The 15,677-nt window shown below is 51.0% G+C and carries 12 protein-coding genes; 1 reads left to right on the top strand and 11 read right to left on the bottom strand.

All coding sequences use genetic code 11. The annotated features are described in order from the left end of the window. Nucleotides 1–7 precede the first annotated feature (7 nt). From AB1S56_RS07750 to AB1S56_RS07735, 4 genes are all read right to left on the bottom strand, one after another. Nucleotides 8–922: an ABC transporter permease subunit gene (locus tag AB1S56_RS07750; protein ID WP_340870346.1), complete on the bottom strand. Its 915-nt coding sequence runs from the start codon at nucleotides 920–922 to the stop codon at nucleotides 8–10. Between the two features lie 6 nt (nucleotides 923–928). Continuing rightward, nucleotides 929–1,111, bottom strand: coding sequence for a tautomerase family protein (locus AB1S56_RS07745; RefSeq protein ID WP_340870349.1), 183 nt, complete (start codon nucleotides 1,109–1,111; stop codon nucleotides 929–931). 209 nt (nucleotides 1,112–1,320) lie between these two features. Continuing rightward, nucleotides 1,321–2,307: an SGNH/GDSL hydrolase family protein gene (locus AB1S56_RS07740; RefSeq protein ID WP_340870350.1), complete on the bottom strand. Its 987-nt coding sequence runs from the start codon at nucleotides 2,305–2,307 to the stop codon at nucleotides 1,321–1,323. A 155-nt stretch (nucleotides 2,308–2,462) separates the two neighbouring features. Continuing rightward, entirely contained in the window at nucleotides 2,463–3,878 is a 1,416-nt protein-coding gene (locus tag AB1S56_RS07735; protein WP_340870351.1) for a sulfatase, read from the bottom strand. A gap of 107 nt (nucleotides 3,879–3,985) precedes the next feature. Here AB1S56_RS07735 and AB1S56_RS07730 point away from each other — a divergent pair, with 107 nt between their 5' ends. After that, entirely contained in the window at nucleotides 3,986–4,771 is a 786-nt protein-coding gene (locus AB1S56_RS07730) for an AraC family transcriptional regulator (protein ID WP_340870352.1), read from the top strand. 30 nt (nucleotides 4,772–4,801) lie between these two features. Here AB1S56_RS07730 and AB1S56_RS07725 read toward each other — a convergent pair whose 3' ends face one another. The 7 genes from AB1S56_RS07725 to AB1S56_RS07695 all read right to left on the bottom strand — a co-directional run bounded on the left by AB1S56_RS07725 (nucleotide 4,802) and on the right by AB1S56_RS07695 (nucleotide 15,677). Next, a complete protein-coding gene (locus tag AB1S56_RS07725) occupies nucleotides 4,802–5,461 on the bottom strand; it encodes a DUF1961 family protein (protein ID WP_340870353.1) in 660 nt (219 codons plus the stop codon). A gap of 140 nt (nucleotides 5,462–5,601) precedes the next feature. Next, entirely contained in the window at nucleotides 5,602–6,732 is a 1,131-nt protein-coding gene (locus tag AB1S56_RS07720) for a type I phosphomannose isomerase catalytic subunit (RefSeq protein WP_340870354.1), read from the bottom strand. After that, nucleotides 6,729–7,958, bottom strand: a complete 1,230-nt coding sequence (locus AB1S56_RS07715; RefSeq protein ID WP_340870356.1) for an MFS transporter — start codon at nucleotides 7,956–7,958, stop codon at nucleotides 6,729–6,731. Before AB1S56_RS07715 ends, AB1S56_RS07720 begins: the two co-directional genes overlap by 4 nt. Continuing rightward, nucleotides 7,955–10,252, bottom strand: a complete 2,298-nt coding sequence (locus AB1S56_RS07710; RefSeq protein WP_340870358.1) for a DUF4962 domain-containing protein — start codon at nucleotides 10,250–10,252, stop codon at nucleotides 7,955–7,957. The genes AB1S56_RS07715 and AB1S56_RS07710 overlap by 4 nt, the downstream gene beginning before the upstream one ends. Before the next feature lie 199 nt (nucleotides 10,253–10,451). Further along, nucleotides 10,452–11,711 carry a Gfo/Idh/MocA family oxidoreductase gene (locus tag AB1S56_RS07705; protein ID WP_340870360.1) on the bottom strand — a complete coding sequence of 420 codons (1,260 nt, stop codon included), beginning with the start codon at nucleotides 11,709–11,711 and terminating at the stop codon, nucleotides 10,452–10,454. Between the two features lie 30 nt (nucleotides 11,712–11,741). Then, entirely contained in the window at nucleotides 11,742–13,397 is a 1,656-nt protein-coding gene (locus AB1S56_RS07700) for a DUF4091 domain-containing protein (protein WP_340870361.1), read from the bottom strand. 33 nt (nucleotides 13,398–13,430) lie between these two features. Continuing rightward, nucleotides 13,431–15,677: an FAD-dependent oxidoreductase gene (locus AB1S56_RS07695; RefSeq protein WP_340870364.1), complete on the bottom strand. Its 2,247-nt coding sequence runs from the start codon at nucleotides 15,675–15,677 to the stop codon at nucleotides 13,431–13,433.

Below are 15,677 nucleotides of genomic sequence, written 5' to 3'. Positions count from 1 at the left end.
CCCTGAGTTAGTACAAGGATTCTCCCGTCGCTTTTTTACTTAGTGTGTTGGCAATCATAAGCAAGGTCAAACCTACAACCGATTTGAATACGCCGATCGCCGTCGCGTAGCTGAACTGCAGCTGTCTCAAGCCAGCCTTGTAGATATAAGTGTCCAAAATTTCACTGTTCTGAATGTTAAGCGGATTCTGGAAGACGAATACGCGCTCGAAGCCATAATCCATGAAATCGCCGATTTTGAGCAGGAACAGAATCGTAACTACGGGCAAGAGCGCAGGAAGTGTAATGTTGAGCGTCTGTTTCCAACGGCCCGCTCCGTCAATTTCAGCAGCCTCGTACAGATCAGGATTAATGCCCGCGAGAGCAGCCAGATAAATAATAGTGCCCCAGCCTACATCGCGCCATAATCCGGAGCCGACAAGAATCGTGCGAATATAAGATTCGTCACCCAGGAAGTAGATGGGATCAACGCCGAACCAGCCAATCATCACGTTCAGTACGCCGGATTCAGGCGACAGAATGCCGACGAAGATACCGCTTACAATGACCCAAGACAGAAAGTGCGGCGCATACATAACGGTCTGAATAATTTTCTTATAAAGCATAAGCCGAACTTCATTCAGCAGCAGCGCGAGTACGATCGGCGCCGTGAAGGCGAACAAAATATCGTACATGCCCAGGAGCAGGGTGTTCTTCAGGATGTTGATAAAGTCATAATGCGAGAACATCCGCTCAAAATGCTTGAAGCCAACCCATGGGCTTCCGAATACGCCGCTGAACAGGTTGAAATCCTGGAACGCGATGACGGACCCGAACAGAGGCACGTATTTGAAAACCAGAAAATAAAGCAAGCCTGGAATGGAAAGGAAATACAAGGTTTTGAATTTCCACATATACCCTAGCTTTGATTGGTTGTTAACCATCTGTTATCACCTCTTGTTCTTTAAATTGGCGGGAGCTTGGTCATCGATCGGAATTTCGTTGAATTCAATGGTGATGAATTCCGGTTCCCGGTCTATTATTCGTGAAAGCTCTTTCGTAAATACTTCTACGATTTCATTTTTTTGCGCATCTGTACGACCCTCGTACATTTTAATCGAGATGTGCGGCATGTTCATTCCTCCATGTAATCGAAATACCCTTCCGGACTTATCTTTATCCTATATTCAGTTGGCAACGCTAACAATGGAGTCGCTTTGCGGTCCTTGTACTTTTTTTAGGTTTTGCCCTTCAACGACAAAAAAAGCGCCGCCATTCGTCAAAACGAATGTGCAGCGCTTGGGAACCCGCTATTATGATTTACTATAAATTACTTATTTTGTTAAACTTCTTCCTTATTGTGATGCTGATGAATACGCTTAGCGAGATTCATGGCCATATGAACAAAACCTTCATTGGTTGGATGGACGAGATCGGCATACATAGCAGGGAGATGAGGCACCAGCTCCAGCCCATTGATGACAACCGTATTCGGCATGCGGCTGGCAATCGACCGGATTGCGCTGGAGACTTCCTCGAAGGTGCCAGAAGGTCTTGCCGTCCCCCCATCCACTCGCCAAATCGGAGTCACCACGAATATCGGCGTATGGGGGAACACTTCATGCAGCCGATGCAAATAGGCTTCGCATGCCTTCTCCAGCTCCGACAGCTGTTGATAGCGAATCCAATCATTAGTCCCGTACGCAACGGTAATCAGATGGGGCCTATAGCTGAGATGTGGATCTATTGTTCCTTCATCAAAGATATGACCGCCAACACCCTGATTGAGCAGCCCCATATTCAGTTGGCGTGCCAGCATGACGGGATAGGTCAGCGAAGGATTAACAGCATCCATGCCTTGTGTAATGGAATCTCCCAGACAAAGCAGCCTCTTCTCAGGGGACTCTGCCACACGCCATGTTGCACCATCCGACAGGATAAATTCACGATAAGTGGTCTGTACATTATGAGGCAAATAAATCGTTATTCTTCGCTCCTGTTTGCTCACTTCCGGCTGTGACATCTCATAGATGAAGGTATGCTCACCAGACTCGTTACTGGCTGTGTATACTTGATCCACAAAGATGTTATCCACGTAGATATCAAACGCCAAGTAGTCTCGTACCCATTCCTTGACAACATATTGGAATTGAACATAAGAAGCATCCGTGTAGAAATCCAGAGCGATACCGGCATTACACAGGGATCTGATCTGAAACATATCATGATCGGAGAATGCCTCCAGCTGATGAGGCGAGAAACGAACCGGCTGCCAGCCCTCCTCCGTATCCAACACTTCCAAAGCATTAATAAAGCATGTTTGATTCATAGATAAGCTTCCTCCTTCTTAAATAAGCATGCCCCACAACCAAGTGGTTATGGGGCGCCCCTATTCACCTATTTCATCATAGCATATAACAAATAGTCGTTTTTTAAGAGGACTGTGCACTTTTTTAACTCATTATGGTCCCAAGAGGGCTGCAATCAGTCGATCTCTTCTACCGGCTCATCCAGCACGTCCAGCTGGAGGCGTCTCAATTCTTGCTTGAGCGCAGACACTCTCTCCGCATAATTAGGGTTGCCATACACATTATTAATCTCGTATGGATCCTCCTCCAGATCGAACAGCTCCCACTCCGGCTGGCGCTTCTCTTCAATCGAGCCGGAGCTGCCAAGCGCCTCCGCATAATAATAAATCAGCTTATAACGGTCTGTGCGAAGGCCATAGTGCGAATAGACGTTGTGGTATTTGTCCAAGTGCATCCAATACCGATAATACATAGAGGTTCTCCAGCCTTCCGGCTCCTCGCCCGCAAAGATTGGACGCAGGCTGTGGCCCTGCATGTCCTCCGGAATGTCCACTCCAGCAAAGTCAAGGAACGTGACAGGGAAGTCCACATTCAGTGCCATTGCGGTTGCAACTGTGCCAGGCTGAATGGCGCGTGGGTAACGAACGACGAATGGCATGCGGAGCGACTCCTCATACATAAATCGTTTGTCATACCAGCCATGATCGCCTAGGAAAAAACCTTGATCGGATGTATAGATAATAATCGTATCCTCAGCAAGCCCTTCCTTATCAAGATAATCCAGCACGCGGCCTACATTATCATCAATAGAGGCTACACATCTCAGATAATCCTTAATATAGCGCTGGTATTTCCATTTCTTCTCTTCGATGGCGGACAAGCCCTCTGGCGGCAAGCCCTTCAGATCAACCTCATCCTTCATATCCCGATCGATGCGCATACGCGCTTCAACTGCCGCTTGCGATCTGGTCTTGTAATCGTCATAGAAGGTTTCCGGCTCCGGAATATCAACATCCTCATAGAGATGCGCATGCTTCTCATCCGGCTGCCAGGGCCGATGCGGCGCCTTGTGATGGCACATGACCATAAAGGGGCGATCCTTGTCACGCTTGTCAATCCAATCCAGAGTAATGTCAGTAATAATATCCGTCGCATACCCCTTGATCTGTTTCGCGCCTTCAGCGTCCAGGAATATAGGGTCATGATATTCACCTTGCCCCCGAACAGCCGTCCAATAATCGAAGCCCGTTGGGTCAGCATCTCCACCATGGCCAAGATGCCACTTGCCGATCATCGCCGTCTGGTAACCGTCAGCCTGCAGCAGCTTCGGGAAGGTCATCTGACGGCCGTCAAGCTCATCATCAATTGTTTTGACGCCATTCAGATGATTATATTTGCCTGTCAATATAGCTGCTCGGCTGGGCGAGCAAATGGAATTCGTGCAGAAGCAGTTGTCGAAGCGCATGCCTTCATTGGCAATGCGGTCGATATTCGGTGTCTCGTTAATTCGGCTGCCATAGCAGCTCATCGCATGTGCGGCATGATCGTCCGACATAATAAACAGAATGTTTGGCTTCTTTGTGTTGTTCATATCCATCACCTCACCCCCATTATAGGGAATAGCTATTTACGAAATCCATGTACTAGATTACGATTATAGGTAAGTAATCCTTACGACTTTTCGAGGAGGAAATTGCCTTGCTAACGATCTTCAGCGCTCACCTCGATGATCATATTCCCCAATGGCATAATCCAGGCGTAAATGTGCCAAATCACATTATTGTCCTCGTTACGGAGGGCCGTCTCATCTATAAGCTTGATGGAGCTGAATATACCGCTCGCAAAGGCGACGTCATGCTTATTCCTGCAGGCACCTACCGGGAAGCCTATAATGACGCGGATCAGCTCCATCAGAAAATAGCGATTTATTTCAATACGACCTCCGATATCCACATACCGCTTGTGGAACAACAGCAAGCCTGTCAGCTGCATGTACGGGCTGTTGAGTTTTATCGGGAACGCTTCCACTTGCTGTACAAGCATTATGTGGAAGGCCGCGCGTACTACAGGCAGATCTGCTCAGGCATTCTGCTGGAGATCTTGGGCCACCTCCAGCGTGAGCTGACGGCGCCGCCCTTGCAGAGACGCAAGCTGCAGCATGCAGCCGCGCTTGAGCAGCATATTGTAGAGCATTTCCGTGAGCCGCTTATACTGGGCAGACTCGCTGAGCTCATCAGCCGCTCCCCCAATTACACGTTAGCGCTGTTCAAGGAAGCTACCGGTATGACACCTACCGAATATCAGCACCAGCTGCGTATTCATTCCGCTGCCGAGCTCCTGGAGCAGACGGACCTGACCGTTGCGGCCATCGCAGCCCATCTGGGCTATTACGATGCTTCTTCGTTCTACAAGATGTTCCGCAAGAAGACGGGCATGTCACCATCGGAATTCCGCATAACGAAGCAAACAAAGCAGGAGGGTTAACCTCCTGCTTCAGCACTTTCAGCCAATCTCCTAAGAATCTGACAAATCATACACTCGCAGATTGGCATATTCAGCAATGAGTGGACTCATCTGGCGAAAGCCGATGCGCCCTGCTCCCAATAGTGGTCCATACGCTGCTCCGTCATCCTGCCAGTCGAGTACTGTCAGGTTGTCCACAGCAAAGGTAGTATATCCGTTCTTCTTCGTCAATCGCAGCTTGTAGAAGCGGTCCGTATCATCTGCATCCGGTATGGGATCGGCACCCTGGGCAACGAGATGAAACCCATAGCTCTTACGCAAATTGACCGTATGGAATGCCCGCTCCTCCGGGTAGCGTCTACGGAAGTATGACAGATGAAGCGCATCGATCTCTCCATGATGATACATCTGGTATTCGCCTGTTCGCGGTGTAAGTGCCGGGTCGAACATAGATCGTCCATTACGCCCATTAGCCGCAAAAAATATGATGCACAGACCCGGCTCGCGAATCGGACGAAACTCCCATTCAATAGCCAGCTCCGATGGGAATTCATCTGGGCACCAGAATACGAAATTAGACTTCTGCCCTTCACTGGGATCCAGCAGGCTCTCCAACCGCATCCGGCCATGCGGGAACGTGACGGCAGCCTGGCCTTCCATAATAAAACCCGCCACGTCCTCCGGAGCAGCAAGCGGGTTATGATAAATCAACAATTTTGACACTCCTCTCCCTAAAGCTTAATAACGAATCCAATCCTGGCTCCATCATATTACCAATCCTGTACAAACCGCAACAAAAAACAGAGTGGGCAGAGAAATCGTCTGCTCACCCTGTATACTTAACACTTGAACTAAGAAGTTTTTACCTCAGGCGGATGACATACAACGACCTTCAGCTCAGCCTGTTCGTCAGCATTCACCCAAGTGACAGCCTCCAAGCCAGCCGGGAAAAAAAATTGATCGCCTTGCCGGACAGGCATACGTTCCTGTCCCCAATACAGCTCGCCTGAGCCTTGAACAACAATGGCAATGGAGAAGCCGCCATTCTGACGCCTAGCGTATGGTCCGTTGATCTGAAGCAGATTCATGGAGAATCGATCAGTGTCCTCGCTTCCAATCAGCATCGTCTCCCTGCCGCCCTCCGTGCTTCTAAGGAGTCTAGGCTCCTTCTTGTACCTGGCAAGCGTACTTGGCAGGTCGAGAGACTCATACCGGAAGCAATCCAGCATGGCTTCAAATCCGATTCCCTGATGGCAGGAAGCGTCCGGAACATGAAGACCACTCGGTGTAATCCGCTCCGTTCGCAGCGTCAGATCCGTTGGCTCCTGAATTTCGACGAGGAAGCAGCCAGCGCCGATGGCATGGGGCACGCCGCCCTCCACCAGAAACACATCACCCTTCTTGACAGGAATACGATGAAGCGAATCCAGCATGTCAGGGATCGCTTGACTCTCGAACAGCTCGCGCCATCTCTCCTTGGTCATGCCCGGCTTAAAGCCAAGATAGATGCATGGCGCTTCGCCATCGATCTCTCTTCCGCCGAGCACATACCAGGCCTCCGTCTTCCCGAATTCGGAGTCGAACAGCTCTTTCGCCGTTTCACGGCTTGGATGCACTTGAATCGTCAGCCTCTCTCCGGCATCCAGCACCTTGACCAACACCGCCATCTGCTCCTTGTAACGAGTGGCATGTTTGGGACCCAGATAAGCGGCAGGGTCACTTTCCACTAGGTCCTTCAAGGCAATGTGCGCTCCTCCCTCCTCCTCCGGCTCAACCAGACTCCAGCCTTCTACGATATGCTCGCGTCCTGCGTTTTTGGCCTTCACCGCCGAAGCCACCCATTCCTCAGGAAAAGCTGAATCCTGGGCATTAGGCCTCCCTTGCCAGTCTTCTATCTGCTTGCCGCCCGTGTAGGTTCTCCATACTCGGTTGCTTCTGAGCTTTAATGGTCTTTTACTGCGTTGAGCCTGATCCGTCGTCATGCTTGCTCCTCCTTGATCTGCACTTTGGATTTCAACGTTTTGAGCCAAATAAATATTGCTGTCGTAAAGCCGATCAACGCACTAATGATCCAAGGCAGCTTGAAATCCGTTTCCATCTGAGAGGCCATTTCCTGCAGCAAACCTGTTAAGGAGTTGCCCAAAAATCCTCCTGCTGCTAGGAAAAAGCCCGAAAAACCAAAATACAAGGCAAAGGACTGCTTGTCTGCATAGCCCGAGGTCATCTCATTCATCTTAGGCACAAAAAAGATTTGACCCAGCGTAAAAATGAGTATCCCTGCCATCAGCATCCAAATTCCTGCAGAAAATCCAATGACCAAGTGGCCTGCAGCAAGAAAAAAAGCGCCAATACTTAGCATCTGCCAGCCGCTAAGCACCTTGCTGCAGCCCATATGAATCGGCAATTGCAGGAGTACCATAAATACAGCGGCTGCCGTATAGAGGTATGCTAGATTCGAGACATCCAGCATCAGTTGCTCAGCCCGAATGGGCACAATAAGATACAGCTGCACGGACAATGACCACAGAACAAGCGTGACCAGATTGAATCGGATAAAGGGCTTATCCTTGAGAACCGTCTCCAGCATAGCTCGAATGGTGGACGGCCGCCCTTCCTTATTTTCCGGCTTTCTTATATTGGGGATATAATAATAGGTTAATACCCATGCGAGCAGGAACATGGCCGCCGAAGAAAAGCAGACAATTTTAAAATCAATGGAAAGCAGAAACATACCCATAACGGGTCCCAATATAAACCCTAAATTGCTAAGCATCTCCCGCATCGCGTAAATTTTGGAGCGGCCTTCATTCTCAGTCAGCACCGCATATACAGCGTAGCTTGCCGGGTGGAACAATGAGCCTCCAACCCCGGCGATAAACGCCGCAAGCATGAACCCTGCAGGCACTTGCGCAAGGCCGAACAGCACATAACCTGCAATCCGAATGCCTACCCCTAACAAAATAGCTTGCTTGTATCCGATCTTCTCCGCAATGATGCCCGACACAAATCGCAGGCCTTGCTGTGAAAGTCCGCTAATAGCCACTATGATACCAGCAATAGCCGGACTCCATCCCAGATGGCTGATCGTGTATATAGACAGGAGAGGAATCAGCATGTAGAAGCCTATAGCCATGCACAGTGTGTCCAGATACATGGCGAGCAAACCAAGGCGCTGCTGTCGCATCCCCTCGGTTGCGGGACCGCTCATGATTTCCTCACTTCAATAGCACGTGTATTTCCTTCGTAAGTAAACCATAAGCGTACAACCTCATCGCCGTCTTCTACTTCGCAAGTCACCGATTTTTCCTCCGCTCGTTTCATAGGCACAAGAAGAGTCACAAGCCGATGGCTCATCGCAGCTCCTGATACCGCATGCAGATGCCATTCCTCCGGTAATCCTTCGATTTCATCCATATCCACATTCTCGTATTGATTCGTCTGGGAAAGCTCTAATTCCCCTGATGAGCAATACACAAATCGACCAAGCAGCTCCGCTTTCTCTTTTACAGCTCTGAAGGTTTGACCGTTCAGCTCCATCTCATATTGCGTATGCATGAGCCAAGTCAGTGCAGCCGGCTGGTCAAAATCTACAGAATCAACTACAAAAATGTAAGCATCGTCTACAAAATAATACTCTCGCACAAATCTGCGCAAATATGGCACTTCTTGCTGATATGCCGCGGTGGCATCTCCCCTCGAATATGAAACCCCGTCTTTATGCCAGGCAGTCTCAATCTGACCCGTCGCTTCAAGATTATATGCTTTGTCCCTGCCTGAATATTGGCCTTTCCCATCGAATAGCAGCACATTTTTGGAACGGGTATGCCTGCGCCAATTCAGATGCATCGTGCTGCCAAATGCCACATAGTAGCCGCTTTGCAGGGCAAGAGCCTCTCCGTACGCGTGAAGCACAAAGGCGTTCTGATCCCCATGGCTATGGCTCACAGAGCCGTAGCGGCTGCTCTTGGTCAAGAGCATGATATGCTCCTCCGGTTTAGTGGGGCTTGCATGCATCGCTACCCAGTCAATATCTCGGAACCACTTGACAGGCTCCATATGGGCTGGCTCAACCGCCTGCACCTCCTTGAAATCGTGCAGATACATCATTTCGTCAAAACGGAAATCCCACCAGCCGTAATTGTAGAACTTCCGATCCGCCTCTTCGAAGCTTTCCCTGGCACGAATCTGCTCATAATACCATTGGTAAGTCCCATTGCCCGTTATGCCAGCGAACTGACGCATCAGGAATGCCGTCTTCAGGCTTGGAGGGTCACCTAAGGTCGACTGATCGCAGAAGCTGGCGCGAGTAGTATCCGGACTGAAGCAGTAGAGCGGGAAGTCTCCCGTGCGCTGGAAGAAAGGCCGTTTGTAATAATCAACGCCAGTCGCGTTCCTTAGCAGGTTGAATGCTTCCGTCACATAGGCCATACCCGTTGTCCAGTACATAGGGCCTTCAGCCCAGCCGCCATCCGCGCCTCCCCATGGGGAGTATATCGTTGAATAATATTCCATTGTATAATTCAACCATTCCGCAACTCGTTCATTCTCAAATAATAAAGCAAGGGAGCACGGCACGAGAACGGATGACAAGGAACGGACAGCATGGCTGTCATAAGGCACCGTATGAATACGTGAGCCTTCAATGACGTGATAGGCCACCTGTTCAGTACGGCGCAGAAGCACCTCGCGTACAAGCCTCCGTTCATCCTCTGTAAGCTCTTTATACAGCCAGTCATACCCCCATGCAACAGCAGCTGCAATTCGGAATGCCGCTTCGTCGTTGTAATCTCTGGAAGTGGTTCCTTCTGGATCCCATGAGCATACATGTAGCAGCCATTCCTTCGCACGATTCAATAATAAACGATCCTGAAGAATAACACCGGCTATGCTCATATGGCGAATGGCATATAGCGTTTCTTGACAATCCATATACATTTGCCGCCATAGCTTGGCTACGCGAACATGATTGGGATAAGGCAATGGCTCGGCGATAAGCTCCCGATCCAGCCACGGCAGCACCGAGCCTTCATAGAATAGCTGCCAGGAGCAGTAGCTCGCATCCTCATGCAATCGTTTCCGAAACGCCACAATCTGATCCGAATTCAGCCATAGACGGGGGTGATCCTCCCTGCTCATTCGATAACGATCAATGGGATCCGGCAGCGGTGTCACCGGCAAAGATGCTTCTACCTTGAAGGAGCGGACGCGGCTCCACTCGGACAGCTCGCCCTTGCCTAATATCGCAGCATAACGCCAATAATAAAAGCCGGGGTCTAGGACAACGTCCGGCGTATATAAGGGGTATTTGACTGGTCCTGCCATAATCGTTGCTGCTTCCTCGAAGGAAGCCGATGTCGACCATTGAAGCATATATCCTCTTTCGCCGCTATCAGCAGCCATCCAAGTGAAGCGGGGAGGATTCTCTAGCAGCTTCGTTTCCTCTGTTGGTGAATATTGGACACTTAGCGCGCTGCTCTCGGGTTGATTTAACGTTCTATCCATGTGCGCTGCTCCCTTCCATACGTTTCGTGCATGAGCCGAACATTGAAAACGCATACGATTTTTCTTATCAAAAGAAAACCGGCGGCCTCTATATCTATCATAGAGGTCGCCGGATTAGACTCACAATGGACTGCTTTATGCTGACTTGTATTTTTTTTAGGTTTTACGGCAGCTATTGCCCATTTATAAAGGAGATGTATTACAGGTGCGAAGCTGCAAATTCCCGCATGTCGATAGACTCGCCGCCGTGAAGTCTGGAATATTCAGCGGCGAATGCCATCATATGACTCTCCACGGATTGATCCGCAGAGGTCAGATTCTCCGTACGTTCCGCTCTCACATCAGCCAAGAACTGACGCATAATGCCCTCGTCCCCGCCTCCATGATGATGAATCGGCGCATTCACCTTCACCTCGGTCAATTGCTGGGAGGCAAATTCGAAATATTGAAAGACGCCGGATACAAAATCTCCGCGGATCTCGCCTTTGGTTCCCATAATCAATATAGTTCTTGTAATGTCGCGCGTAAATGCGCTCATACTGAACGTTGCGGTGCCGCCGCCAGCGAATTCCATATTGACGACCTGATGATCCACGACATTATTGTCATGACGGAACACGCAGCGACCGTACTGCCCCTCCTCCAGCGCCTTCAAGCGATTCTCCAGCGTTGGCGGATCCGCAATATGCTTGGCGAAGGAATTGAGACTCAGATCCTGCAAATAAAATCTAGGCGCCGAGAAGGCGCAAGTATGCTCATGCGGGCAGCCGTCCGTACATCTTGCCGTTGCTCCCTCCGGAGCGTTCGCCTCATTAAAGTAGGACAAGGAGCCGTATGAGCTTACCCTTGTACACTCCGAGCCAACCAGCCATCTAATCAGGTCCATATCATGGCACGACTTCTGCAGAATCATCGGACTCGATTTCTCCGCATCGCTCCAGTTGCCTCTCACAAAGCTGTGGGCATGATGCAGATAACCGACATTTTCATTTAATTGCAGGGATACGACGTTGCCGATTTTGCCTTCGTCAATTATTTTCTTCATGGACTCCCAATATTTCGCATAACGCAGTACATGACAGATCGACAGGAGACGCTGATGACGTTTGGCCGCTTGTGCAATATGAAGAACCTCATGCGGATCTGGAGAGATCGGCTTCTCCAGAAGCACGTGGTATCCCTTCTCCAGCGCCTTCATCGTGAACTCATAATGCATCCGGTCCCATGTACAAATAATAACGGCGTCACAAAGCTTAGGCTGCTTGATAAAGTCCTCGCCTGATTCGAACATCACATTCTTCGCAAGGTTGTATTGTTCTCCGAACAATTCACGTCTTGCGGGATTCGGCTCGGCGACTGCGGCAAGCTCCACCTCATTCGGGAATTGCTTCACGTATGGAGCGTAAGCCCCCGCTCCCCGAGCGCCCAATCCGATGATTGCGACAGATACCTTCCTCACGGACAACCCTCCTGATTTCTTCCCATTCCGTTACTTGCCTGCAAGCTCCCCAATTCGATTGTTAATTTCGGCACGCTTGCCAAGGAGCCACTCCTCGCTGCGAGGGTATTGCTTGAAGGTAATCGGCTCCTCCAGCCCCTCTTCCAGCAGCTCGATAACCTTATCTCTTCCCATGTAACCTTCCAGAAGCTGAAGCGCACGCAGATCCTGCTTCGCCTCATAGACCACCTTCATGCGTAATGAAGGAATAGGTCCGCTCTCGCCCGGATACACCAGGAAGGCATCTCCAGACGGATAGGATAAATCGCAGTCCGTTACCTCGAATGGATTCAATTGGCGAAGCGAGAACTGTGAATTCCAGAAGTTGAAGCCCCAATGCAGGAAGCCCTCGATCTGGAACTTGTACAGCTGGATGCCCAGAATGCGGCTTCGTGCCGATGGGAAGCAGAAGAACCGATTGGCGGTTTCCTTATATTGCGAGCAGCAATAATACGTCCACAGCCCGGATATGCCCCTCTCAAGGAATGGCTCGATATGGTTCGATGCCGGGATCGGCTTCGGCACCAGCCCCTCCTCGTAATAAGCGATATTCGACAAGGCATCAATTCTCGGAAAACCGCTCAGGTGCTTCTCTACGATAGATACCGCGTTTTTGAAAGCTTCCATATGATCGGCATAAGGCTCATCCGAGATATGGAAGTAGCAGAGCTTCTCCAGCTTACGCTCACGGATGAATGCGACGAGCTCCGGAAGAAATTGATCCAGGAAGGAACGATAATCGTCGCCCGCAGCATCTGTCTCCCAGCCGAAGAGCCGCTTATACTCGCCGTTCTCGGTGCCCATAATCTTCGGCGCATGTCCGGCCCCCCATTGGGTGAACAGGTGAGAGAACTCAAAATATTCAATGCCCTTGCTCTGGCATAGCGCGATCCAGCGCTCCAGCTTCTCAAAGCCAAAGGTGTAGCTATCCTCCGTCTTCGTCACATCTACCAGCTGGGTTGTTGTACGCTCACCGCCAACCTTCGTATCCAGCGGCGGCGTGAAGATTGGCGTCAATATCATGTTGATACCGTATTGTGACGCAGTCTCCACATATTTCTCAATCAAGGACCAATGCGCTTCGCTGAACATGTCTGTCTCGTAATAGTCCATGATGCAGTCCGCATAGAACCATTCGGTATGAATGAGGCGCTGCTTCGGAAGCTCGGAGGAGATAACGTTCAATCGGAAGCACGCTTCGCCCAGCGCTTCGCCCTCCTTGCTCTCGAACCGAATGCTAATGGGATGCGCGCCAGCTGTAGTATCCGGCTTCACCTGTACAGTGATCCAAACAGCCCGCCATTGACCGCCCACTGCAGTCACACCCTCCAACGCAGCATTGGGATACAGCGGATCTGGATACAAGCCAGGTGTTGTACGGATGACATGCTCATCGTGATCGTGATAGATAGGGAATTCGGAGGGTACATGCCCTACCCGATACAGCTCGATCCCCCCATCCAGATCAGAGCTCACCTGTACGCGAATATCCTTGATTCGCTCCGTGGAGCGATACGCCACCTGGAACGAGTAGCTCTCGCCCAGCAACGCGGAGCCCTCCAAATATTCGTCATGCAACAGCTCACAGTCGGTGAATACCTTCGCAAGCGAGCTTAGAGTTCTAGTCTCCAATGCGTATGCAGTCATGCCTTCTCTCTCCTTCGTTCAGGCTCAGCAGCCCTATTCGTATACACGCATCTCGATCAGCTGTGCGGTTGCACTGCCGTTCGTTCGTTCGATGACGAGTCGAATGCGGTCCGTCTTCACCGATTCAAGGCGGTGTACTCGCTTGCGCTTGCGATTGCCGGTTTCCCTGTGCAGCAGCTGCCATTGACCATCGATCAGGCCCTCGATCCTGTAATCCGCTGCCAGCTCGGGAATAATATCGAACGGAGTTGTAATATAATGCAGGTTGATCAAATATTCGTTCACTTCATCATTGAAGGTGAGATGGATTTCGGAGCAGGCGACCTCATCCTGCCAGCTCAGCTCGATCCACTCCTCCTGTTGCTCCGTCATCGAATGGGAAGCCCATAGATTAGGTCCGCCATATGGACGGCTATAGCCATTCAAGACCATCGACGGATGGTACGCCTCGGACTTGCCGGACAAGCGGAAGCAGAAGGTCTGGCGAACCAGCTTTTTCGGATCCCACTCCACAACAGGCTGTTCGGGCTGAACCTCCAGCGTTGGATCCACAACAGGCCGTTTTTTGCTCCTTACGAAGCCCATAACGCCTGTAATAGATTCATCTGCCAGCCATACATGCAAGGATGCATTCGCTCTAATGATAATGAACGCATTCTGAGGCTGCGAGGGCTTCCAAGGAAGGTTCAGCTTGACCCACTGCTTCTCTCCCTGCTCCACACTTACGGTATCTGTCGCTTGACGGGAATATGGCACATAGTTTTCAGCACGTCCCGTATCCCATACCTCTACGGTCAGCTCCGTGTTCTCCGATGCGTCAACCAGCAGCTCCAGCGTCTGCAGCTCGGGATTAACGGGCATCAGCAAGCCTGCGTCCGTATCCAGCGGATGGCGCTTATCCCCATGTTCAACCTTAGGCGAATCCAGCCAGCTGGAAGCTTGGACAGCGGCCTGGCGCGCGAGATCCTTTGGATCCGCATTGCGCAAACCAATAATAGAGCCGTCATTGCGAAGAAGGGCTTGCTGAAGCTCCTCCATATGCTCCTCCGCCAGTGTACGAGGGGTTATGCCCCGCTCCACGCACATCGCCGCCGCAGCTCCGGCAGCCTCGCCCATAACCGCGCAGGTCGCCATAACTCTAGTGGTGCCGAATGCTACATGAGAAGCGCTTATATTGCGTCCGGCCATCAGCATGTTGGATACATTGGAGGAATACAACGAACGGAACGGAATATGATACGTCCCATCCGGGAACAGATGCTTCGAGCCGCTGGCCTCGGCATACATCCCTTGTGGAGGATGCAAGTCAATCGACCAACCGCCGAATGCGATCTTGTCCGGGAATTCGACTTGATTGACGATATCCTGCTGCTTGAGCACATAGTCACCGATGAAACGGCGGTATTCCCGCTTGCCGGGAACCGAGCCTACCCATTCCAGCGTCAGGTTGTCCGCCTCGAATTGGCCCGAATTTTTGATATAATCCCAGATTCCATATATAGCTGCCCACAGCTCATCGCGAATCCGTTCATTGTCATGAACGGTATCCACCTCGCCGCCCCATTCGATCCACCAATAATAGCAGCCTGAATCACCCGTGCGGATAATACGTCTGGTTGGTATAGTCGTCGTCGTGATGTCCTTCGCGAAGGATGGCGGGATATATTTGACCGGCTTGCCTACATCCTTGGTATAGAATAGAATGGTGCTGCCCAGCGTAATGTTGTCCGCTTCCTCTGGCGCCCACTCCTCACCGTAGAGGGAACGGGCTTCACGGCCAATACGATATTCCGCGCCTGCCAGGAAGCCGACAAGTCCGTCTCCCGAGCAGTCGAGGAACATCTCGCTTTCGAACCGGAGACGGCGCTCCGATCCCATCATCCAGCCGGTAACAGAGTGAATGCGGCGATTATGCTCATCGCCTTCCGCCTCCACCTCATGCACATCCGTATTCAGGAACAATTGAATATTGGGCTCCGCCAGTACAGCCTCATGCACAACAAGATCCCAGTAGTACGGGTTGCCGTCCGGGTTCATGAATTGGTTCTCCACAAGCAGCTCGCCCATAATGCCCGTCTCTCTGGCGAAGCGCTGCGTTCCTGTTGCCGAAGCGCCGCTGACCCATACTCTTACCTCACTGCTGGAATTGCCGCCTAATACCGGCCTATTCTGTACGAGCGCCACAGTCCGGCCGGAGCGTGCCGCGGCTACTGCCGCGCACACTCCTGCCAAACCGCCGCCGACGACTGTAATATCTGTAGTAATCGTCTCTGAGCGCAA

This window comes from Paenibacillus sp. PL2-23 (assembly GCF_040834005.1).
In the GTDB taxonomy this organism is placed as follows: Bacteria; Bacillota; Bacilli; order Paenibacillales; family Paenibacillaceae; genus Pristimantibacillus.
This window is presented reverse-complemented; position numbering and strand designations above follow the sequence as displayed.